The sequence below is a fragment of the Acidobacteriota bacterium genome, from assembly GCA_040756905.1.
GTDB lineage: Bacteria > Acidobacteriota > Aminicenantia > JBFLYD01 > JBFLYD01 > JBFLYD01.
Map to the genome: position 1 here is coordinate 64,344 of JBFLYD010000009.1, position 21,275 is coordinate 85,618.

Sequence of the window (21,275 nt, forward strand, 5' to 3'; positions counted from 1 at the left end):
CCATGCCCTACATGTCAACTTATTTAATTCGTTTGTATTAAATAATTTAATATCCAAATCCGAACAATATAACTCCTATGAGGAGTCCTATAATTATATTAAAAAATTTAATATAAAAGAAATCTTTTATTGAATACGATAACATCGGAAGCATGCCATGACCATCCTGCGCAAAAGCACTTACAAAGAGAACTGAGAAAGGTATCATTCCCTTTGAGAACATCATAACAAATATTAAATGGGGTCCAGATTCAGGTAGTATTGCAAGAGCTGCAGCAAATAGAAATACAAGTAATAGATTATTTTTTACAAATGTCTCAAGATTCCAGAATTTCATAAGAAACTCAATCGACAGAAGAGTTAAGAATGTCCAGATAAATAATTTCCACAGATGCTTTTTTAACAGATGGTCCCAAACGTGGACTTTTAGATAATGAGAAAAAGAAAAATCCTCAGCATGATATTCTTGAAGAACACATTCAGTGCAGGGCTTTATCTTAAATAGGGGGTAGATATAATCTATGAGAATTCCAAAGATAATCCCAGAAATAAATAAAAGTAGAAATAAAAAAAGAGCTTTTTTGGGAAATAATGAAATCATTACAAATGCTTCATCTCCTGATGAGGCAATCATTCCTCCAGTAATCGCTCCAAAACTTATAAGTCTGTGTATATAAAGGGAAACATTCGTAAATCCACCAAAACATCCAGGTATAGTTCCCAGAAAAGAGGCTGTAACATATTGCATGTATTTTTTATTTTTTAAAAATTCATCAAGCTTTCCTTTCGTAAACACTGAAACAACATCTATGGTAATCATCGTCAATAAAACCAGGAATGTGATCTCCAGTGTTTCTTTAATTACTTCAGGGAAAAGTTCACTCATCTCCCTGACCTCACATAATTTGCAATCGTCTCATGGGTTGCAAACCATACATTTTGAAAAGAGATTATATACTGAATAAGTTTCTCAAGCATTAAAATCCTTGACCTGTGTCCGATTATTTGAGGATGCATGGTTAGAACAAAAGTGATTCCTTCATCATATGCCTTTGCAAATTCTCCTTTCCAAATTGAAAGAACATCATCAGGGGTAGAATGGGGTCTTATAGGGGAGAATCTGTCCATTCCAAAATAGGGATAATCATCCAGAATCCATTCAACAGGAATCTCTACTATTCCAGAAGACTTCCCTTCATAAAGAATCTCATAGGGCTTGTCATCAGCCATTAAACTGCTGTCATAGATCAATCCCAATTCCATTATTATTTTAAGTGTTGATGGGCTGAAATCCCATGAAGGAGTTCTTATACCAGAAGGAGCTTTTCCAGTTATTTCCTTCAAGGTTTCATAAGCTTTTTTCATCACTTCTCTTTCATCTTCCTCGGATAGTAAGGAATTTCTTTCATGAATCCATCCATGCATTCCAATCTCATGCCTTTTTTTATTCATTATAGCTTTTATTTCCGTCGGATGTAGTTTTGCACTTATGGCAGGTATAAAAAAAGATACAGGAATTCCGTATTTATCCAAGAGATTAAGAATTCGATAAATCCCTGTTCTTGCTCCATATTCTCCCTGGGAAAGAAGAGAGGGAGAGGTTCTATTATCCCTTAAAGCTATTGTTTCAGTGTCAAAATCAAAAGATAATGCCACAGCTACTTTAGCTCCATTCGGCCAGTATTTCGGGTTTAAATCCTTGCCGGCTCTTACTTTGTTGACTATATTCTGAACTTTATCGAATGGAAATTTCCATGGAATTTCCTCCTGTTGAGCTGAAACTTTAATAAAAGCAAAGAAGATTATAAAAATAATACTCAGAATTAAGAGAAAATTTTTTAAAGTTAAATATTTCATTTATTCCTCCAGATTAATTAGATTTTAAGATTGGATTTTATATAAGATTTGTAAACGATGCAACAAATGGTTGGTTTTTATATTTTTCAAAAAGATTTAGTTTAATTTTGATGAGAAAAATTAGATAAAATTATTTTTATATATTGTATAATTTTTAAAGTTTAATTAAATTATCCAATATATGGAATTAATAGCAATGCGAGGAAAGGATGATTAGAAAAGTTAAAAATAAAATAATTTTTACAAGTGCTTTGATATTCATAGTAAGTATTTGTATTTTAGTTTTAGTCGCATTTGCAAGCAAGAATATAAAAAACGTGGTTGTTTCAGAGAAACAAAAAAGAGTAAAACCTGGAGTGGAAGTTTTTCTTGAGAACAATTTAGCTCTTGTTAAAGGTAAAAAAGTGGGGTTGATAACAAATCCAACTGGAGTGGATAGTAATTTACAAAGTATAATTGAGCTTTTTTACAATAACCCAGAAATTAATCTTGTGGCTTTGTATGGCCCTGAGCACGGAGTAAGAGGAAATGCCCAGGCTGGAGAATATGTTCCTTTTTACATGGATGAAAAATATAAACTCCCTGTATTCAGCCTTTACGGACAATCCATGAAACCTGAGCCAGGAATGCTAAAAAATATAGATGAATACATGCGCTCGTTCGATACCACAAAGACAGGGAAGATTCCTGAAAGTTCAATGGTTAAAAGAATAGATGTGATGATTTTTGACATTCAGGATGTAGGTACGAGAGTTTATACATACATTGCAACGATGGCTTATTGCATGCAGGCCTGCGCTGAAAATGGGATTGATTTTATAGTTTTAGATAGACCAAATCCTATAAATGGGTTAAATATTGAAGGCCCAATACTGGAGTATCCAGAATTTAGTTCTTTTGTGGGTCTTTATCCGATACCTGTAAGACATGGAATGACTGTCGGAGAATTGGCAAAATTTTTCAACGATAAATTTTTTGAAAAAAAGGTAAATTTAACGGTTATTCCAATGAAAGGATGGAGAAGGGAGATGTGGTATGATGATACATCTCTTCCCTGGGTGATTCCATCCCCAAACATGCCCACACTTGATACAGCAACTGTCTACCCTGGTCAGGTTTTCTTGGAAGGTACAAACATATCTGAAGGTAGAGGAACAACAAAGCCCTTTGAAATTTTTGGTGCTCCATGGATTGATGGATATGAGCTAATTAAAAAACTCAATGAGCTAAATCTTTCAGGAATAAAGTTCAGGGAAGCTTGGTTTAAACCTACATTTTCAAAGTATCAAGGAGAATTATGCGGAGGAGCACAGATATATGTAACTGACAGAAATCAATATAAACCGTTTGAATCCACACTTTACATAATAAAAACAATAATGGATATGTATCCGAATAATTTCAGATTCCATAAGGACTACTTTGATAAAATAATGGGAAACCCAAAGATAGGAGAAGCTCTTGAAAAAGGTATTGATGTAAAAGAGATGATAAAAAGTTATAAAAAAGATTTAGATAATTTTTATAAGCTGAGGGAATCTTATTTACTGTATGAATGAGGTGAAAAATTGTTAAAAAATAAATCCATAAGATTTAGCTTTATAACTTTTCTTATTTTTTTATCGATTTTAGTGGGTTATTTCATGAATATCTTCCCAGCCAATCAACTTTTTCTAAATCCTATTATCTTGTCAAAATTTTATTTTAAGAGGAGTTTTAGGGATATGGCACTAACGTCTTCAAAAGGGAAGGAGAGCTATATTTTAAAATTGCTTAGAATAAAACCTTCAGAACAATCTTTAGACTATGTTAAAAATAAAAAGGAATTTCATCTCCATAACCTCATTACAGAACAGAGGCATCCTAAAACCTGGAGTTTAAGCTTTAGGATAAAATCCGATACCTCAGCTGGGCTGGAAATGCTTTTCTCTGTGGATAAAGATATATCTGCGAAGATCCTTGAGCTTTCTGAAAACAGTGAGAAAATTGAGCAAGCAGTTGAAGCTGTAGAAAAAGCAATTATTGAAAAAAGAAAAATATATATTTATGGATGTGGAGCAACAGGAAGGTTAGCCAAGCAAATGGAGAGTACTTTCTGGAGGCCATTCTGGAGAAAACTTAAATCAAGCCCTCTATGGGAAAAAATAAAAATTCATTTGGCTGAGGGTGTTGAAGAGCAGCTTATAGGTGAGATGACAGGGGGGGACAGGGCATTGATTAGCTCTTTAGAGGGATTTGAAGATTTACAATTGATAGGATATCTTCAGTTAAAAGACAGGGGTATTGAGAAAGGAGATGTTGTTTTCTGTGTAACAGAAGGAGGGGAAACTTCCTCTGTGATAGGTACAATACTTGCTGCCCTCAATCAGTATGGAAAATTGGATAAAGAGAAAATAGAAGTTGCGAGAAAAAATCTTTATTTTATTTACAATAACCCTGATGAAGTTTTGATTCCTTTTGAAAGAAGCAGGGCTGTGATTGAAAATCCGGCCATAACAAAGATAAATTTAGCTACAGGACATCAGGCAATTACCGGCTCCACCCGAATGCAGGCAACTACCATCGAGACTTTTGTAATGGGTATTATACTGGAAGAGGCTATCTATCTCGTATTACAAAGATTTCTGACTGAATCAGAGATGTTTCAGCTCGGCTTTTCTCCTGGCTTAACCATTGAAGAAAGGCTTAAAAGTTTCAACAATGTTCTGGAATCAGTTTTGAAAGCAAGGAATTCCCTTGCTTCATTCACTGATCTTGAGGCTGAAACATATAAAAACCAAAGATTTTTAACATATTTTGCTCAAAAAGGTCTTATCACTGTCTTTATCGATAGCACAGAACGGAGCCCAACTTTTAGACTATTTCCTCTTGATACTGTGATGGAGCCGGAAAGAAGGTGCTGGATTCAGGTCTGGACACCAGCAGGCAATCTAAAGGAAGCTTGGAAAAGTTTTCTTGGAAGGCCATTTAGAGGTCTTAATCCATCAATCTATGAAGCTCCTTTTTCAACGGATATAAAAGATCCATTTTTAAAGGAAGCAGCCCTCAAAAGTCTGAAGCACGCAGGAAATGACCAGGAGAATCTTTATGATTTCTCCTTTTCTGATTTTAACATAAAGAACAGATCACCAAAGGAGGGGGATTTAGGAGTTGTTGTGTGCATGGGAGAAGAGGTGGATAAATTAAAAGAGCCATCTTTTCCCTTTAGAAGATTTATCTCCTTTTTTAAAGAAAGAAAAGCTAATGTAGTGCTTTTACTTATAACTGATAAGCAACAAAATGAAGTTCATGAAATAATCCAGAATATGAAAGAAATTAAAGGAAAAGATGTATCTTTTATTCTTCCCATTGGTGAGGAAAATGACCCCATTGGTCTCAGGCAGAATATAGGTCTTAAGATGCTCCTTAATGCTCATTCCACTGCAGTTATGGCAAAATTAGGAAGAGTTATCGGAAATACAATGACAAATGTTAGCCCCAGCAATTTAAAGCTTATAGGTAGAGCTACATATCTCATCCAGAGCCATGTAAATGATGCCCTTTCTCAAGATGAATGGATAGAAAAATATGGGAGGTCTGATTTTATCAGTTATGAAGAAGCTAATGCAGTCCTTTTTGATGCCATTGAGTTTATAAAGAAAGATCAAAGTCAGAGTCAAACAGCTGAAGTTGCATTGTCTATAATCAGAATTCTTGAGGCTTTAAGAAAGAAGGATTATGTTAGCTGGAATGATGCTTTTTCCATCCTGGAAACTGAAGGCTTTGAGAAATACCTTCTTACTCATAACCCCTCCCTTAGAAGATAAAATTTAATTATTCTTATTCAAGCCATATTTTTACAGATTCATCTTCTTCATCAATCTCGATTAACTCCATTCGACCGAGTGATTTCAATTCTTTGAATAATTTCTGAAAGTCAATCTCCTTTTCATCACATTTTACTTTTGGATGAATGTTTGAATTAAAAATGATTTCAAGCACAGAAATGGGCATGATTATTTTTACTCTTGTTTTTCTTGCTATTTTATCGAATACTTCAATTTTAAGCCATTTTGCTTCTTCAAATTTTTTTGTATCAAGGCTCTCTTTCTGAGATGAAACTGCTCTTTTTATAAACTTCAAATCTTCTTTATCTTGGCCTGAAATGTTTGAGCTTGATAGCAATAATATCGCTATGATAATCAGAATAAAAAATAAAATTTTTTTCATTTTAACCTCCATTTATTCTATCCAGATTTTTATTATTTCATCCTCTGAATAAATTTCGAGGATTTCCATTTTTTTCATTTCGTAAACTTTCTTCAAAAATTCATCAATATCTTTAATTTTTATCTCTTTCCCATCAATTTTTCCATTTATTTTTGTGTTCTCTTTTGCCACTGCCTTTAAAGCGAGCTCAGCTAATGGAAACGGTATGTTTACAGACACTTCAGGTTCAACTTTTCCTTTCTTGTATATTCTTATTTTAAGAGTTTTTCCCCATGATTCAGATGTTCTTTCGGTAAACCCTCTCAGACTGTTTGGGTCGATTCTTAAAAGAGCTAATTTTGCTCTTTCTTTTAACTCCTCATCTTTTTCATAGTTCAGAATTTCTTTTAAAACCGGGATAGCTTTTCTGGAATTATTATCTTTTAAATAACTGATTTTAAAGGCTGCATAATAGCGAGTAACCTTATCCCTGTATTTCAATCTATCTTCTATTTTTTTCAGATAATGTTTTTTTCCTCTTAAGTAAAGATTCTGGGAAAGGTCAATTATCGATATTTCTGCCTCTTCTTGAAGGGATGGAGCTTTTTTTAGGTACAAAAATTTTTCATAAACATTTATTGCCTCTTCCTCTTTATTTTTCTGTTCCTGAAGGGACTTCCCTAAATAAAAAAGAGCATCGGCATAAAAATTGCTTTTAGGATATTTATTTATGAAATCCTCCAGTTTTATTTGAGCTTCTTTCCACTTGCGGTCAAAAATAAGAAGCTTTGCTTCTTTTAATAATTCTTCTTCAGTAGAGGCAGAAATTAGAGGGCTGAAGTAAAGAAAAAATATTATAATAATTACTAAGGTTTTTTTCATTTTATATCTCTAAATTTTTAATCTCATTGTTTACTATCTGAAGTTTTAAAAGAATTCTTTTCTGTTTAATATAATCATAAATTTCCTCAAGTCTTTCTCTATTCTGTATGTTTGATGACTTTGATAATTCAATTAAAATGAGCTCAATTTTATCAAAGAGTGCTCCTCCTCCAACTGAGTTTAATAATTTTTTATCAACGAATATTTTTTTCATCGTCATTTCTTTTGATAGTCCTTTATAAATATTAGGATCCCAGGTGTTACTTTCATACGAATCTAAAAAATTCATCAATATCAGTTGAGTTGTTCTGAGATAATTTTCAGTATCTTTTTTCAAAGACATTTTATTCATTTTTTCAAAAAATGGAGATGGAATATGTATTTCATAAGAGGTTTTATGGATTTTTATGTTTGAGTAGAACACTCCAAGGAAGAATCCTGCTATAAGAATTAATAACCCAGCCATTGCATATTTCCATTTTAGAAATAATATGTCTGGTAATTTCATTGAAGGTCTTTTAACTATTTCTTTTGATTTAATTTTTTCCATGATGAAATTCAGGTTTTTATCCCAGTCGATAAAGTTTGTCTGAGATTTTATGAGAGAATCTATCTCAGAGAAACCTTTTTTTATAATTTCGAATTGATTGTATGCCTTGCTGCATCTCTCACATGATTTTATATGGTCAAAAATTAATTTTTTTTCAGACTCCTGTAACTCATCAAAATATGCAATATTTTTATCAATGTATTTGCAATTATTCATTTCCGCTTTCCTCACTGGAAAAAACATATTTTCTAATTTTCTTTATCCCTCGATGAAGAATTGATTTGGTAGTGCCTAAAGATATGTTTAAGACTTCAGAAATTTCCATCAATTTCATATCATTAAAATATTTCATCGAGATTAGCATTTTTTCTTTTGGAGGGAGGTTATCCAGAGCTTTTTCTATTTTAATTGTTGAATCCAAATACTCATTTCCTGGAAGGATTTTTTCATATATTTTAGAAGCGTCAATTTTTTCCTTTTTAATTTTTCTGTATCTATCGATGCATAGATTATTTGTAATAGTAAAAACCCATGCTGAAAAACTTTTATTGTGTTTCCATTTGTTTAAATTTTGAAAGATTTTTATCAGGGCTTCCTGAGTTAAATCCATCGCTTCCTCTCTATTTCTGAAGAATCCCATTGCAATCTGAAATATTTTTTTCTGAAAACTTTGGATAATCTTACTGAATTCATCCTTTTTACCATTAATGATCTTCTCCACAATTTCTTTAAATTCCTGTTCATCCACATCAAAAGCCTTAATTACTATTTCTTATTCTAACCAGATTAAAACTTTTGAATCCTCTTCATCTACCTGAATTAAGAGTCCTGGCCCAGCTTCTTTCAATTTTTTCAAATCAGTGTAATGAAAATCTTCAGATCTTCTGTAATATTTTTTATTTTCGCTTGCCTCTGCAACATCCAAACCAAAGTTTAACAGCCAGAATGGAATGGTTAGCTTAATCAACTTATGTTCATCCTTTTCATAAACAAGAATTTTCATCGAGGAAACAGGGCCTTCTCTCTTTGGGTCTTTCTTGTGAATCTTTTCGATCCTCTTCATTGCATTTTTGAAATAAGGGTTTGGGTCATAAATTCTGTCGTCTATTATAAGCACACAAGAATAAAAAGAAATTAGGATGAAAGGTAATAGAAATTTGATATATTTTTTCATTCTTCCCTCTTAATCTCCATTCTTAATATATAAACGAAATTTAGAATCAAAAGGTTTACAGATTGTTATTTTTTTCCTTATAATAAATAATATGAACGCACTAATGTTTGTTACATCTTACTCGTTTTCCCCCTCACCTCAATCCTCTTCCATGAGGGGAGAGGGCGGTGTGAGGGGACAGGAATGCATCAGAATTAAATGAGTTTGTATTAGTAAAATAGAATAAAAGGAGGAATGAATGAGAAAGAGCTTATATCAATTTCTACCAATATTTTTGTTTCTGGGATTGATTTACTCTATTTTTTCCTCTGAATCAGTTTATTCCCAGGAAAAAGTCGATCTTGAGAAGATAATTCAGATGTCCATCGATGCTCAGGGAGGAAAGGAAATATTGGACAAAGTGAATGAATCTTATATAGTTGCTGGAATTAAAGTTTTTACTCCGCAAGGAGAATTTTTAGGCGAAAGAAAAATATACATGAGGTCTGAGCCAATGAGAATAAGAATCGAGCAGACTATCATGGGAGTGGAAACAGTAATTGGCTATGATGGTGAAAAAGCATGGTTCCAGCAGATGGGACAGGCAATCGAAGCTCCGAAATTTATTTTTGATTCTTTTAAGGCATCAGAGAAGAGAGAAAATCTTCTGATGAGGTACAAAGAAAAAGAGTGCAAACTTGAATATCTGGGCGTTTCGAACATCGAGGGTAGAGATTGCCATGGGATTAAATTTATAGATAAACAAGGTGAGGAAACGAACATATTCTTTGATAAAGAAACATTTCTTCCTGTAAAAACTGAATATTCAGCTCGGAATGAGTCAGGTCAGATTGTAAAGACTGAAAATATTAGCTTTGATTTCAAAGAAGTGGAGGGAATGAAAATTCAGTTCAGGTCAGTTGCATATGCAGATGGAAAAAAGATTATGGAAACCACCATTAAAGAGATTAAACTTAATCCAGGTTTCGATGACAAAATATTCTCGATGCCAGAGAAGAAGTAATTTTATTTTAGATTCTCCACCAGTAGGAAAATTTGAGGAAAAGAGCTTGGTTCTTTCTTTCGTATTTTCCATAATCGTTTCTTGGTTATTATATATTTTTTATTTTTGAAAGTTCCGTTTTTATTTTTGTAATTTCTTCTTCGATTAGTTTTATTTTTTCATCAATTTTTTTTATCTTTCCAATTATATAACCTCTTGGATAAAATATCATTGAATATCTATATGCAGTAATGTTCAATCCATACAAATCTTTTAATAATTCTGCTTTTTCCTTTTTTAAAGCATCAAGCTCTCCTAAAAGCTTTTTTAACTCCTCTTCTTTCTCTCTCAGGAATTCAATTTTTTCTTCTTCTAATACATATATTTCCAATTCTTTTTTGTCCTTCTTTTTCTCTTCTATTAATTCATTTTTATATGGAATAGCCTTAATTATTTGAAGTTTCCCTTTCAATTTCTTTTTTAAAGTTTCATTTGTGACAACTATAATTTTTTCTTTCTCCTTTTCTCTTTCTTTATTTAGAATATTTAATCCATCTCCAGAGGATAATTGAATGTGAGAAAGCAAAAAAGCTATTAAAAAAAATAACAATAATAGGTATCTCATGCTTTTCTTAAATTATATATTAACAAGACTTCCATTTAAAGTTACTTTGATCATTATCTATTGCGTTCAAATCTAAAATTTTAAGGTTTAAGAAATTGATATAAATGATTAGGTATAGAAATGTTTAGAATATTACCTATATTAACGAGGGGTTATAGTGAAAAAGTGGAAGCACTTAAATACAGGCACGATGACTGGTTTAAGAGTTTACCTAAGGAAATAGCAAATACATTGATTGTCTTTGCAAGGCAGTTTGAGAGAGGTGGGATCGAAGCGTTAGAAAATCCTTATGGGTTGAATGACCTTGATGTCATTAAAGCTTGAGGCATTCTTACCATAGGAAACTTAAGAAAAAGCGCTTAGATGTGAGTTATAAAAATATAATTATGTAATAATATCTAACATATATTTGACAAAATATCTTACATTAATTATTATAATATTTGATGCTGATAAAGGAGGATAATATGGTTGAAATTTATATAAGGCTTGGTAAAAGAATAAAAGAGCTGAGAGAACGGTTGGAAATTAGCCAACAAAAGCTTGCAGAATTATTGAGTGTTTCACGTCCTTCAATTTCTCAAATAGAGAATGGAGAGAGAAAAGTTTCTACCGATGAATTGATAAAACTTTCAGAGATATTTAATATTACCGTAGAAGCTTTATTGGATTTTAAAAAAGAACCAGAGGTGATTCTAAGCGATATCAAAAAGAAGATGAGACAAAGACCTCAAATTAGAATAAATGTGCCTCAGAAAAATTTAGAAAAGTTCAGAGAGGTCTTGCTATATATCTTGAATAAGATTGGCTCAAAACCCAATATTGGTGAGACTGTAATCTATAAACTTCTTTACTTCATCGATTTTGATTTTTATGAAAAGTATGAAGAGCAACTAATTGGCGCGACATATATTAAAAATCAGTATGGGCCAACGCCTATAGAATTTAAAAAAATAGTCGACAAAATGATTGAAAATAAAGAAATTACAAAGGTTGAAAGTAGCTATTTTGAATATCCACAAACCAAGTACTTACCTTTAAGAAAAGCAGACCTTTCTAAGTTAAAAGCTAACGAAATTGAAGTAATTGACGATGTTTTAAATAGGCTTTCTGATATGAATGCTTCTCAAATAAGTGAATATTCCCACAATGATGTTCCCTGGCTAACCACAGAAGATCAGGGAATACTAGAATATGAATCTGTTTTTTACAGAACCCAGCCTTATTCGGTAAGAGAATACGGTGAAGATATTCAATGAAGTTTCCTTTCTTCCTGAATTTGAGAAAGATATGAAAAAACTTCTCAAAAGATTCAAAACTCTCGAGGATGACCTTAAAAACTTTATTAAGACAGAGCTGAATCTTTATCATAAATTAAAGAGAGATAACAAGGGAATTTTTCAAATTCAGGGTTTACAAATTAAAAGCCCTAAAATCTACAAAGCGAAAAAATTTACCTGTCGCTCTCTTAAGGGTAAAGGAGTTCAATCTGGTATCAGGGTAGTTTATGCTTATTTTGAGGAAAAAGATAAAATCGAGTTAATTGAAATTTATTACAAAGGTGATAAGGAAAACGAAGATAGGAATAGAATATTAAAATATTATGGAAAGTAGAGTTATCGAAAAGATTAAGCTTATTAAGAACGGAGACCCCTCGGCTTTTTTTCATGGGTTTCTTATTAAACTAATTTGCAAAATCATTTAATAAAAATAGAGACTACTTAACAAGTGTTAAATAAGGTATTGATTTCCTACAAAAGGCATCTGTGATATTACACGGAGGTCAGAGAGGGTTGGTGCTTTGCAGTATGTATCTGAACTTACCTGGATGCTTTTCCTTCGCATACTTAATACGATTAAAAAAGACGCACTTGGTCAGTGGAAAAGGTACAATTCCGATAACACAACATATAAGTTTCGAGACCCTCGCCTTAAGGGAAGCATTTTAGTTTTTCCACTTGAAAGATGTATAAAAAAAGTCTCATATCAAAACAAAAAAGAGATTTTCTAAAAATGAGGATCTCTATACTGATGTTTATTATTTTTATATTTCCCTCTTGGGTCTTTGGATGGGGTGGCTGGAAGACCCTCAAGACTGCGTATTTTACGGTCATCTATAAGCCTGGCTATGAAATCCAGGCATGGGATGCTCTGAGGAACCTTGAATATTATAGACCCTCCATAGAGAAGCTTACTGATAACAAAGTGTTTCATCTTCCTGTGGTGATTGAAGACGTAGGAACAGTGTCTAATGGATTTTCTGATCCAATTTTTTTCAACACCCATCTCTTTACCTATCCACCCACAGCTGGCATCCTTGGATTTACAGAAAATTGGTGGGCTAATGTTGGAGTTCATGAATATACTCACATACTTCATCTAACCAAATCAGCAGGAATTCCAAAAGTTCTGGCCACTCTTTTTGGTACTCTTTTTACACCCAATCTCGCCTCACCAGGATGGGTAACGGAAGGTATTACAGTGTACAGTGAATCTCAGATTTCTAAATACAGTGGACGACTCAACGATGGATTTTTCGACGCCTATATTGGTGCAATAATCTCAGACAATCGCTTTCCATCTTTACCTAAAGCAACATATTCGCCATTAGAATTTCCAGGCTATGAAGGTATCTATCTTTATGGGAGTGAGTTCTTTAATTATTTATCAAAGATTTATGGAGAAGAAAAATTTAACCATTTTTTTAATATCTATGGCTCTTCAATTTTGTCCTATTTCTCACCAATATTCCCATTTATAAGATTTGATTGGACAGCTAAAAGGGTGTACGGGAAATCATTTCCAGCCCTATGGCGGGAGTGGCATAACTACGAAACTGAAAGGTTCAAAGATTTTGCCATGGAGGGTAAGAGGCTGACTGATTATGGCTGGTATGTTAAGGATTTAAAAGTATCGGAAAGGAAGCTCTATTATGCAAGAAGGTATGGGGTAAAAACCGGTGCATTTAATGAGATATGGTTCAATAAAATTATAGAAAGGGACATCGATAGAGAGAAAGAACAGACCATTGTTTCCACCACTTCCTTTTTCACAATGCCGTTGAGAATTCGCAATGGAAAGTTATACTATGCAGTTGCAGAGATAAAGCCAGGCTATGCTAATGCGAGTTTTACCACTTACGGGATTTATTCTCTTCTCCACGAAAAGGATATTTCAACTGGTCAGGATAGGGTTATTCTTAAGGAAGGGATGAGAGCTTTTGGTGTTCTGTGGAATGGTAACATTCTCTATTCTAAAGACAATAAGGAAATATTTGGCTCGGAAATCTATATGTATGAGAGAGCCACAGGAGCGAAAAAATTGCTTTTCACAGCCGATTATCTTGTTGACGAAATAATTACTGATGACAAGCGTATAATTGTCTCCGCACGCAAGGATTGGCAAAACTTCAGCATCTACACTCTGGATTTGGAAACCCACGAGTTCACACCCCTTGTTCACACACCTTATTTTGAAGGATTGCTTTCTCTTTATGGAAATAAGCTCTTCTTTGTAGCGAATTTTGGGGGAATATACTCCAGCTATGCTTACGATTTTTCCTCTTGTAAAGTTTACAGGCTTACTCATAATGGCTTTGCCACTTATCCTGTGTATGATGAATTAAATGACACCCTTTACTTTGTGGGGCTCAATTCGTATGGATATGACATCTATTGCAGGCAGGCGGAATTCAGGGAATTTCAGTTGCCGGATTATCAGGCTACTGTACCTCCTGTTTTCCCTCTGAATGAGAAGGAAGTTTTCCGCGGAGGGTACTTTGATAATCTAAAAACCCTGATACCAAAGATACGGCTACCCATAATTTACTCTAACCAAGAAATCGATTTAGTGTGTTGTCCCATAACTATCTTCGCAAACAAACAACTTTTCCTAAAGCACACTGAAGGGGTATGGGGAAGAGGCTTCCCCATGTCTGGGGGGTGCTCAGCGAAGCGCCAGGGAGAGGCTTTCTCCCATAGGGAAAGTGTCGTGGCACAAAAGAATAATGAAAGAAATTTAAGTGACACGACACTAGCCGGGCTGCAATTCATAGGCGGGGATGCAGTAGGGGATTTTTCTTACTTCTTAACCATGGCCTATGATTTTAATAAACAGATGCCAAAGTATTCTGTAAATCTAACAAATAATTTTTTTGCGCCTCTGCAGTCTTATATCATATTTGATAATATAGACAGTAGAATGCTGAAAATTGGCGCAGGGTATCCATTCATAAATAAAATATCTCAAGGTTTATCAGAGCTCTGGCTTGGCTTATCAAGCAATCTTCACAATGATTTCTCTCGCAGGGAGGTTGAACCATATCTAAACACAAGATTTCGCTTTCCTACGACCTATGGAGGATTAAGAATTGGCATTCCTGTGGAGCGCAAGGAAATGGGTTCCAACATCAACCGAATGGCGCTGTATACTGATTTAGCCCTTTTACAATATCTTCCAAACAGTCAGCTTTCCTTTGATATTCATGGGATCTATGACCCTGACAACCCTGGGACTGTTTTTTCTAAAATTCGTGGATATAAAAAAGCTCTTGATGCCAAAATTGGAGCGACATTTGAGCTGGAATATTCAAGACCATTGTTGCGCATAAGAAAGGGAATCTGGAATCCCAATGTCTTCTTTGAAGATCTGTGCACAACACTTTTTGTAGATTTTGGGATACCAAGAGAAGGTAAGTCCCAATTCTCCACAGGGATTGAAATCTATCTTGAGACCAAAGTATTTTTCATTATGGGTATCCGTATTGGCGTCAGAATGGTAGCGAACAGGGAAAAGAAAACCGGGATAGAGGTTATTATAGGAACCGCTCGTTAAGTCTTATGCAGTGGAATATCACACGAGAATGGAATCTTTATTTTGTGCTAAAATAATGTTTTAAATTTTGTTATAAATAATTTTTTATGGGAGGGATAAAATGGTTAAACCAAAATTTATAAGAATTCATTTAATTATAATTTTATTAATGTTTTTTCTTTCCGATTCCGCTATCCCGGAGGAGAAAAAAGATAAAGCAGAAGAGATTTCGATAATTTCAGTTGATGATGTAATAAATTATCAGATGTTGGCTGAGCCCCAAATTTCTCCTGATGGGAAAAAAGTTCTTTGGGTTCAATTCCGAGCAGACAAAGAAAAGGATAAACATTTAAGAGAGATCTGGATGGGATCAACCGACGGTGAAATAGAGCCAATTCAACTGACAAGAGGGAATAGCTCTTCCTGGTCTCCAAGGTGGTCGCCCGATGGGAAAAGAATCGCTTTTTTATCTGACAGGGAAAAGAAAACGCAGATATATATCATTTCTCCGTTTGGGGGAGAATCAGAGAAATTAACCGATGTAAAGATGGGTGTAAATAATTTCAGATGGAAGAATAATGAGGAGATTATATTCAGCGCTCGAGAAGATGAAACTTTTCATGAGAAAAATTTGAAAGAAAAAAAGGATGATGCAGAAGTTGTGGAAGACATGGAAGCTTATTATCCAGTTCGTCTTTTTTCAATTGAGTTAAAAGATAAAAAAGTAACACGCTTAACGAAAATAAGGATCGAATTGAAAATTTCGAAGTTTCTCCTGGTGGAAAATGGGCAATTACTTCTCATGTTGATACTCCACTTTTTAGAGTCGAAGCAAAGCATAGACCCAAGTATTTTCTTTTGGACCTCTCTGATAGAAGTATTAAACAGATTCTTAAAGAAAAATACTTCTCGCCGTCATTCTATCTCTGGGCAGATGATGGAAAAAGAGTATTTCTTGAGGAGGAGAAGACTAATTATGAGGAGAAAAGAGGAAGTGGAATTTCTTTATTGTATGAGTATGACCCTTTTTCTGATAGATATCAGGAAATTCCTCTCAACTGGCCTAATGGGTTAGGAGGGACATACGGAAAGGTGTTTGATGCCACAGGTGATTTGATTGCAACAACTCTGGCGAAAGGAGTAATAAATCCGTTTGTTATCATTAAAAAGCCTGAAGGTTCAAAAGAATGGCAGATAACTAAAATAGACCATCCTATGGCTTCTAATTTTCATACATATTCAATCTCTAAAGATGGAAAGGGAATTGTTTTTATCTATTCCACAGCAAGTGAACTTCCTCAGATTTATTATGGAAAGATTGATGATTCAATGATAAAAGAAGTGAAAAAAATTACTGAGGTAAATAAGCATCTTAAGAATAAATTCATTGCAAAACGAGAAATAATAAAATGGAAGTCTGACAAAGGACGAGAAATCGAGGGAATCTTATTTTATCCAAAAGATTACAAAGAAGGAGAGAAATATCCTCTTATCCTTAACATCCATGGAGGACCTGCTGCCTATGACCCTGATCATTTCACTCTTTCATGGGGTGATTATCCCCATATCCTTGCAGGCAAAGGAAGTTTTGTACTTTTTGTAAATTATTCTGGAAGCTCTAACTATGGACTTGAGTTTGTAGAATCCATCTATGGAAAATATTATGAGCTTGAAGTCCCTGATTTATTGAATGGTGTTAAATATTTGATAAAAAAGGGAATGGTTGATCCTGAAAAATTAGGAACAATGGGTTGGAGCAACGGCGCAATTTTATCAATCGCCCTTACAGTTGAATCAGATGTATTTAAAGTTGCTCTTTGTGGTGCTGGAGATGTGAACTGGGTTAGCGACTATGGAAATTGTGCTTTTGGACCTCAGTTTGATAATTTATATTTAAAAGGTCCTTACTGGGAAGATGTAGATTATTACATAAAAAAGTCTCCTCTTTTCAGGATGAATAAAGTAAAAACTCCCACGCTAATTCTTTTTGGTGATAAAGATACAAACGTTCCAACACAGCAGGGCTGGGAGCATTACAGAGCTCTTCAGCAGATTGGAAAAGTTCCAGTCAAATTTGTTTTGTTCCCAGGTGAACCCCATGGTTTAATGAGGATTTCCCATCAGAGAAGGAAGATGGAAGAGGAGCTTGAATGGCTCGATAAATATCTATTTAAAAAAGAAGAGAAAGAAATTAAATCATTTAAAAAGGGTTCTCCTCTTGACTTAACATTGAAAAAATCAGCATACAAAAAAGATGAAAAGGGATATCTAGGGATTTTTCAGAATGGAATTTTAATTCCTGAAACAGTTAAAATGGGAGATATAGAACTTGGAAGGTTTGAGGTAACGAGAGCTCAGTTTTCTGAATTTCTAAAAGGAAACAAAGATATAGATACAAAAAATTTAGTTGGGTTTATTGATGGAAAATTCAAGGAAGGTACAGAAAATTATCCTGTATCTGGAGTTGATTTTGATGGAGCCGTGAAATACTGTGAATGGCTGTCTTTGAAAACAGGGAAAAAATTTAGATTGCCAGAAGAAAAAGAGATGAAGAAATGGCTTGATACATGTAAAGGTGAAGAGAACACCCTTTGTTACTGGGCTGGATATGATTTAACAATAGACGAAGCAGAGGAGTTAGAAACAAAGTTTAAGGAACTTGAACAAGCAAAGACTTTAATCATGGAAGCTGGAAGTATGAGTCCTTCTACAGGAGAGATTTATGATTTGAATGGAAATGTCTCTGAATGGTGCATAAAAGATGGAAAAGAATCATCAGAAGAAAAGAAAGGCATTGTTTTAGGTTTATCTTCACGAAATATCTCAGATAAAAGACAGCCTTTTAAAACTCCTCCTGGTTCTTATGTTGGTTTCCGCGTTGTTCTTGTTAAATAAATAATAGTGAGATAAGACATAAGACTTTAGAGACCGTCATTATATCGCCTATTAGGAACTCTTGATTGTCGCCGAGACCTCGGCTGAGTATTTTTTATGATCCTTTCTTTAACCTGGAGGATAGGTGTATCTGATTTTAAATGCTTTTATAATTTCCCTATACTTTTTAGCCCATCTTCTTACAATGACTTGACTTCTGTTTCACTGTATTATATAGTTTCACCATATGGTGAAACAAGCTTCTACAGTGAAACAATTTTCAGAAAAAGATTTGCTTAAAGAGGCTCAGAAAAGTATAACGTCTGTTCTCTCAGATATTCCCTTCGTTAAACTAAATAAATCTAAAGCTAAAGTCAAAATTGATAATAGAGTAGTTGATTTTGTGTTGGATACTCTTATTTCCGGCAAGTTAACAAAATTTATTGTCGAGGTAAAATCACAAGGTGAACCCCGTCTTGTAAGAATGGCCATCGCTCAACTTAAAGACTGTCTTAAAAGTTTTAAAGACTCTTATGGAATACTGGTTGCTCCGTATCTCAGTAATGCCAGCATACAGATATGCAAAGAGGCAGGTATAGGATGTCTTGATCTGGCTGGGAATGCTTTCCTTTCTTTCAAGAGTGTCTTTATAGATAGAAGCGGGAGACCTAATCCTTTCGCTGTTACGCGTCTCTCAAAATCCGTCTTCTCACCAAAATCGAGCAGAATCCTGAGAGTGCTTCTCTCAGACCCTTTAAAGAGATGGTATGTTGAAGACCTCTCAAGGGAGGCAGGTATCAGCATGGGGCTAACTTCAAGAGTGAAACAGGCGCTTCTTTCCGAAGAATGGATTAAAGAAGAAAACAAAAGCTTCTATCTTGCTAAACCCGAAGAAGTGCTCAATCAATGGATTGGTAATTATTCCTATGAAAAGAACGAAAGCTTTTCTTTCTATTCTGGTCTTTCAGAAGACCAGTTGGAGACAGCAATCAAAAAAGGGTGCGGAAAAATGAAGTATCGTTATGGTTTGGCACTGTTCTCTGGTGCGAGAAAGGTAGCGCCGTTTGTAAGATTTATGAGATTCTTTTCTTATGTTGATGGTAATATCGAGGGTATTGCAAAAGCCCTAAAACTAAAAAAAGTGGAAAGCGGGGCAAATGTTACCCTTCTTCAGCCATATGATGAAGGTGTATTCTACGGACTTCAGGAAATTAACGGCATCAATGTTGTGTCTGATATCCAGCTTTATCTTGATTTAAAGAGTTACAAAGGAAGAGGCGAGGAAGCAGCACAAACTATATTTGAACAACGAATCAAGCCCAAATGGTAAGCAAAAGCCAATATGAAGAAAGAGAGGTTAATGCTTGCAAAGCAGTCCTCGTGGAACTCGTTCATCTCCTCAGAGAGATCAAAGACGAAATGGTCATAATTGGCGGATGGATCCCAACATTTCTTTTGCCTCAGTCTGATGACCCCCATGTAGGCAGTCTCGATATTGATGTTGCTCTAAACTTTTCAAAGATTCCTGGGGATACCTATCAGACAATCTTAAAGGCATTTCTTAAACGTGGGTATACACAGGACGAAGAACAGCCTTTCAGATTTTTCAGGAAAGTGAAGGTTGAAGGAGCAGAACCGATAAATGTTGAGGTTAACCTCATGGCTGGAGAATATGGAGGCACAGGCAAAGGGCACAGGACGCAGATAGTCCAGGATGTTCGTGCGAGAAAGGCAAGAGGCTGTGATCTTGCATTTGATGCCTCAATTACTGTAACTCTCGAAGGCGAACTCCCTGACGGCGGAAAAGATAAAGTAAGCTTTAAGGTTGCAGGGATTGTCCCGTTCCTTGTGATGAAGGGGATGGCGATGTATGAGAGGAAAAACATCTTAATAAATTAGCCTCTTCAATTTTTTCTATAATAAAGGAGGGATGATGAATGAATAAACAAGATTTAGATTTCAGTTATAGATTATGATATTCATTCACCCAAGATCTTGATTATCACTCTTTTCTTTCTCTGGCCGTCAAATTCAGCATAAAATATTCTCTGCCATGGACCTAAATCCAGTTTCCCATTTGTTATCGGAACAACTACTTCGTGATGGATTAATAAACTTTTTAGATGGGCATCTCCATTTGTTTCTCCAGTTCTGTGGTGATTATAATCGATTCTGAAAGGTGCTAATTTCTCCAGCCATTCATCTATATCTTTAATTATCCCAGTTTCGTCATCGTTTACATAAACACCAGCTGTTATGTGCATGGCGGAGACAAGGGCGAATCCTTCTTTTATCTCACTCTTTTTAAGTGCTTTTTCGACCTCACCGGTTATATTTATGTACTCTCTTTTTTTAGAAGTATTAAACCATAAATACTCTGTGTAGGATTTCATCTTTTTCCTCCATTTATTATTTAATTCAAATTCCATTTATTACCAGTTTCTAACATTTTATATTAATTATTGGTTTTATTTATTTATCAAAATTCTTTCAATTAAAAATTTATAGAGAACAAATTATAGGAAAGATTTTAATTCAATCTAATGTTAAGATAAAAAGATTATTTATTTAATGAACAAATCCAATGGATGGCGGTATCTCTGCTGGAGTAACTTGACCAAAGGTCTCTTCGTATTTTTTAAAATTAGCGATAAGAGCTTCCATGAACCTTTTTGCATGAGCTGGGCTCAAAATGATTCGTGATGTAAGCTTGCCTACAGGTGCATCAGGGAATATAAAAGCAAAATCAAATATGAATTCTTCTTTTGAGTGCCTTATCGCTGCTAAATTTGAGTACTGACCCAATGCGATATGTTCATCAACTTTTATATCAATTTTCTTTTCTTCCATTTATCCTCCTATGCAGAAATTTTATCAAAAATTTAAAATGCTTTATATTAGTAATTCAATAACCGAATCAAAAAGATGTATGATCTTCTTTTTCGATTCATTTGGAAATTACCGTCATAGAAACTTTTAGTAGAAAAATTTCGTAATTATATGAGAAAATTTATGAAAGTGTAAATTAAGAAAGGAGGAATTTTGATATGTTTAAAAATTTTTTTTGGTTAGTCTCAAGTACATTTTTTTCGCGGTTGAAAGAAAAGAACAGACCTGAAAAAGTTTTATTGATTAATCTTCTTATCCTGATAATCTTAGCGGGTTTTACTTGGCAGGTACTGGCGCAGCAACCGACTCTGATTCCTCGTGAAGTACTTTTTGGTAATCCTGAAAAATCAAGCCCCCAGGTTTCGCCTGACGGTAAGATGCTGGCATATTTAGCACCGGATAAGGGTGTGTTAAATGTTTGGGTTCGAACTATCGGCAAGGA

At 34.3% G+C, this 21,275-nt stretch carries 21 protein-coding genes; 11 read left to right on the forward strand and 10 right to left on the reverse strand.

From position 1 onward, the window contains the following. Nucleotides 1-46: 46 nt before the first annotated feature. Both AB1410_01200 and AB1410_01205 read right to left on the reverse strand, forming a co-directional pair. Nucleotides 47-886 carry a putative manganese transporter gene (locus tag AB1410_01200; protein MEW6455316.1) on the reverse strand — a complete coding sequence of 280 codons (840 nt, stop codon included), beginning with the start codon at nucleotides 884-886 and terminating at the stop codon, nucleotides 47-49. Next, nucleotides 883-1,857, reverse strand: coding sequence for a polysaccharide deacetylase (locus AB1410_01205; protein MEW6455317.1), 975 nt, complete (start codon nucleotides 1,855-1,857; stop codon nucleotides 883-885). Before AB1410_01205 ends, AB1410_01200 begins: the two co-directional genes overlap by 4 nt. A gap of 209 nt (nucleotides 1,858-2,066) precedes the next feature. Here AB1410_01205 and AB1410_01210 point away from each other — a divergent pair, with 209 nt between their 5' ends. Next, nucleotides 2,067-3,416, forward strand: a complete 1,350-nt coding sequence (locus AB1410_01210) for a DUF1343 domain-containing protein (GenBank protein MEW6455318.1) — start codon at nucleotides 2,067-2,069, stop codon at nucleotides 3,414-3,416. 210 nt (nucleotides 3,417-3,626) lie between these two features. Next, the gene (locus AB1410_01215) at nucleotides 3,627-5,663 is read left to right on the forward strand and encodes a hypothetical protein (protein ID MEW6455319.1); all 2,037 of its coding nucleotides are present in this window, start codon (nucleotides 3,627-3,629) and stop codon (nucleotides 5,661-5,663) included. Nucleotides 5,664-5,676: 13 nt separating this feature from the next. Here the strand turns inward: AB1410_01215 and AB1410_01220 are convergent, their stop codons facing one another. Genes AB1410_01220 through AB1410_01240 form a run of 5 tightly spaced genes read right to left on the reverse strand, consistent with a single transcriptional unit; the run spans nucleotide 5,677 to nucleotide 8,651 of the window. Beyond that, nucleotides 5,677-6,066 (reverse strand): hypothetical protein, encoded by a 390-nt coding sequence (locus AB1410_01220; protein MEW6455320.1) that lies wholly within the window; start codon nucleotides 6,064-6,066, stop codon nucleotides 5,677-5,679. 12 nt (nucleotides 6,067-6,078) lie between these two features. Beyond that, complete coding sequence (locus AB1410_01225) at nucleotides 6,079-6,927, reverse strand: tetratricopeptide repeat protein (GenBank protein MEW6455321.1); 849 nt, start codon at nucleotides 6,925-6,927, stop codon at nucleotides 6,079-6,081. A 1-nt stretch (nucleotide 6,928) separates the two neighbouring features. Beyond that, a complete protein-coding gene (locus tag AB1410_01230) occupies nucleotides 6,929-7,693 on the reverse strand; it encodes a hypothetical protein (protein ID MEW6455322.1) in 765 nt (254 codons plus the stop codon). After that, a complete protein-coding gene (locus tag AB1410_01235) occupies nucleotides 7,686-8,225 on the reverse strand; it encodes a sigma-70 family RNA polymerase sigma factor (GenBank protein MEW6455323.1) in 540 nt (179 codons plus the stop codon). The genes AB1410_01230 and AB1410_01235 overlap by 8 nt, the downstream gene beginning before the upstream one ends. A gap of 24 nt (nucleotides 8,226-8,249) precedes the next feature. Continuing rightward, complete coding sequence (locus AB1410_01240) at nucleotides 8,250-8,651, reverse strand: hypothetical protein (protein ID MEW6455324.1); 402 nt, start codon at nucleotides 8,649-8,651, stop codon at nucleotides 8,250-8,252. A 238-nt stretch (nucleotides 8,652-8,889) separates the two neighbouring features. On the opposite strand from AB1410_01240, the gene AB1410_01245 reads away from it, so the two are divergent. Next, a complete protein-coding gene (locus AB1410_01245; protein ID MEW6455325.1) occupies nucleotides 8,890-9,654 on the forward strand; it encodes an outer membrane lipoprotein-sorting protein in 765 nt (254 codons plus the stop codon). A gap of 88 nt (nucleotides 9,655-9,742) precedes the next feature. Here the strand turns inward: AB1410_01245 and AB1410_01250 are convergent, their stop codons facing one another. Next, complete coding sequence (locus tag AB1410_01250) at nucleotides 9,743-10,243, reverse strand: hypothetical protein (GenBank protein ID MEW6455326.1); 501 nt, start codon at nucleotides 10,241-10,243, stop codon at nucleotides 9,743-9,745. Nucleotides 10,244-10,423: 180 nt separating this feature from the next. On the opposite strand from AB1410_01250, the gene AB1410_01255 reads away from it, so the two are divergent. The 8 genes from AB1410_01255 (at nucleotide 10,424) to AB1410_01290 (ending at nucleotide 19,843) form a co-directional block, all read left to right on the forward strand. Next, nucleotides 10,424-10,582, forward strand: coding sequence for a hypothetical protein (locus AB1410_01255; GenBank protein ID MEW6455327.1), 159 nt, complete (start codon nucleotides 10,424-10,426; stop codon nucleotides 10,580-10,582). A 143-nt stretch (nucleotides 10,583-10,725) separates the two neighbouring features. Then, nucleotides 10,726-11,517 carry a type II toxin-antitoxin system antitoxin SocA domain-containing protein gene (locus tag AB1410_01260; GenBank protein ID MEW6455328.1) on the forward strand — a complete coding sequence of 264 codons (792 nt, stop codon included), beginning with the start codon at nucleotides 10,726-10,728 and terminating at the stop codon, nucleotides 11,515-11,517. After that, nucleotides 11,501-11,872: a hypothetical protein gene (locus AB1410_01265; protein MEW6455329.1), complete on the forward strand. Its 372-nt coding sequence runs from the start codon at nucleotides 11,501-11,503 to the stop codon at nucleotides 11,870-11,872. Before AB1410_01260 ends, AB1410_01265 begins: the two co-directional genes overlap by 17 nt. Before the next feature lie 417 nt (nucleotides 11,873-12,289). Continuing rightward, a complete protein-coding gene (locus AB1410_01270) occupies nucleotides 12,290-15,091 on the forward strand; it encodes a hypothetical protein (protein ID MEW6455330.1) in 2,802 nt (933 codons plus the stop codon). A 100-nt stretch (nucleotides 15,092-15,191) separates the two neighbouring features. Continuing rightward, on the forward strand, nucleotides 15,192-16,145 hold the full coding sequence (locus AB1410_01275) for a hypothetical protein (protein MEW6455331.1): 954 nt from the start codon (nucleotides 15,192-15,194) through the stop codon (nucleotides 16,143-16,145). Next, nucleotides 16,079-17,965: a prolyl oligopeptidase family serine peptidase gene (locus AB1410_01280; GenBank protein ID MEW6455332.1), complete on the forward strand. Its 1,887-nt coding sequence runs from the start codon at nucleotides 16,079-16,081 to the stop codon at nucleotides 17,963-17,965. Before AB1410_01275 ends, AB1410_01280 begins: the two co-directional genes overlap by 67 nt. A gap of 247 nt (nucleotides 17,966-18,212) precedes the next feature. Then, complete coding sequence (locus tag AB1410_01285; GenBank protein ID MEW6455333.1) at nucleotides 18,213-19,274, forward strand: type IV toxin-antitoxin system AbiEi family antitoxin; 1,062 nt, start codon at nucleotides 18,213-18,215, stop codon at nucleotides 19,272-19,274. Next, nucleotides 19,268-19,843: a hypothetical protein gene (locus tag AB1410_01290; GenBank protein MEW6455334.1), complete on the forward strand. Its 576-nt coding sequence runs from the start codon at nucleotides 19,268-19,270 to the stop codon at nucleotides 19,841-19,843. Before AB1410_01285 ends, AB1410_01290 begins: the two co-directional genes overlap by 7 nt. A gap of 80 nt (nucleotides 19,844-19,923) precedes the next feature. Here AB1410_01290 and AB1410_01295 read toward each other — a convergent pair whose 3' ends face one another. Then, nucleotides 19,924-20,337 carry a secondary thiamine-phosphate synthase enzyme YjbQ gene (locus AB1410_01295; GenBank protein MEW6455335.1) on the reverse strand — a complete coding sequence of 138 codons (414 nt, stop codon included), beginning with the start codon at nucleotides 20,335-20,337 and terminating at the stop codon, nucleotides 19,924-19,926. Nucleotides 20,338-20,512: 175 nt separating this feature from the next. Then, nucleotides 20,513-20,794, reverse strand: a complete 282-nt coding sequence (locus AB1410_01300; GenBank protein ID MEW6455336.1) for a DUF3467 domain-containing protein — start codon at nucleotides 20,792-20,794, stop codon at nucleotides 20,513-20,515. Nucleotides 20,795-21,275: the final 481 nt, after the last annotated feature.

Excerpts from the sequence above, each read along its gene's own strand:
- AB1410_01245 (MEW6455325.1), top strand. The coding sequence starts at position 8,890 with ATGAGAAAGAGCTTATATCAATTTCTACCAATATTTTTGTTTCTGGGA.
- AB1410_01260 (MEW6455328.1), top strand. The coding sequence starts at position 10,726 with ATGGTTGAAATTTATATAAGGCTTGGTAAAAGAATAAAAGAGCTGAGA.
- AB1410_01230 (MEW6455322.1), bottom strand. The coding sequence starts at position 7,693 with ATGAATAATTGCAAATACATTGATAAAAATATTGCATATTTTGATGAG.
- AB1410_01300 (MEW6455336.1), bottom strand. The coding sequence starts at position 20,794 with ATGGAAGAAAAGAAAATTGATATAAAAGTTGATGAACATATCGCATTG.
- AB1410_01270 (MEW6455330.1), top strand. The coding sequence starts at position 12,290 with ATGTTTATTATTTTTATATTTCCCTCTTGGGTCTTTGGATGGGGTGGC.
- AB1410_01200 (MEW6455316.1), bottom strand. The coding sequence starts at position 886 with ATGAGTGAACTTTTCCCTGAAGTAATTAAAGAAACACTGGAGATCACA.
- AB1410_01295 (MEW6455335.1), bottom strand. The coding sequence starts at position 20,337 with ATGAAATCCTACACAGAGTATTTATGGTTTAATACTTCTAAAAAAAGA.
- AB1410_01225 (MEW6455321.1), bottom strand. The coding sequence starts at position 6,927 with ATGAAAAAAACCTTAGTAATTATTATAATATTTTTTCTTTACTTCAGC.
- AB1410_01240 (MEW6455324.1), bottom strand. The coding sequence starts at position 8,651 with ATGAAAAAATATATCAAATTTCTATTACCTTTCATCCTAATTTCTTTT.
- AB1410_01210 (MEW6455318.1), top strand. The coding sequence starts at position 2,067 with ATGATTAGAAAAGTTAAAAATAAAATAATTTTTACAAGTGCTTTGATA.
- AB1410_01290 (MEW6455334.1), top strand. The coding sequence starts at position 19,268 with ATGGTAAGCAAAAGCCAATATGAAGAAAGAGAGGTTAATGCTTGCAAA.
- AB1410_01220 (MEW6455320.1), bottom strand. The coding sequence starts at position 6,066 with ATGAAAAAAATTTTATTTTTTATTCTGATTATCATAGCGATATTATTG.
- AB1410_01205 (MEW6455317.1), bottom strand. The coding sequence starts at position 1,857 with ATGAAATATTTAACTTTAAAAAATTTTCTCTTAATTCTGAGTATTATT.
- AB1410_01275 (MEW6455331.1), top strand. The coding sequence starts at position 15,192 with ATGGTTAAACCAAAATTTATAAGAATTCATTTAATTATAATTTTATTA.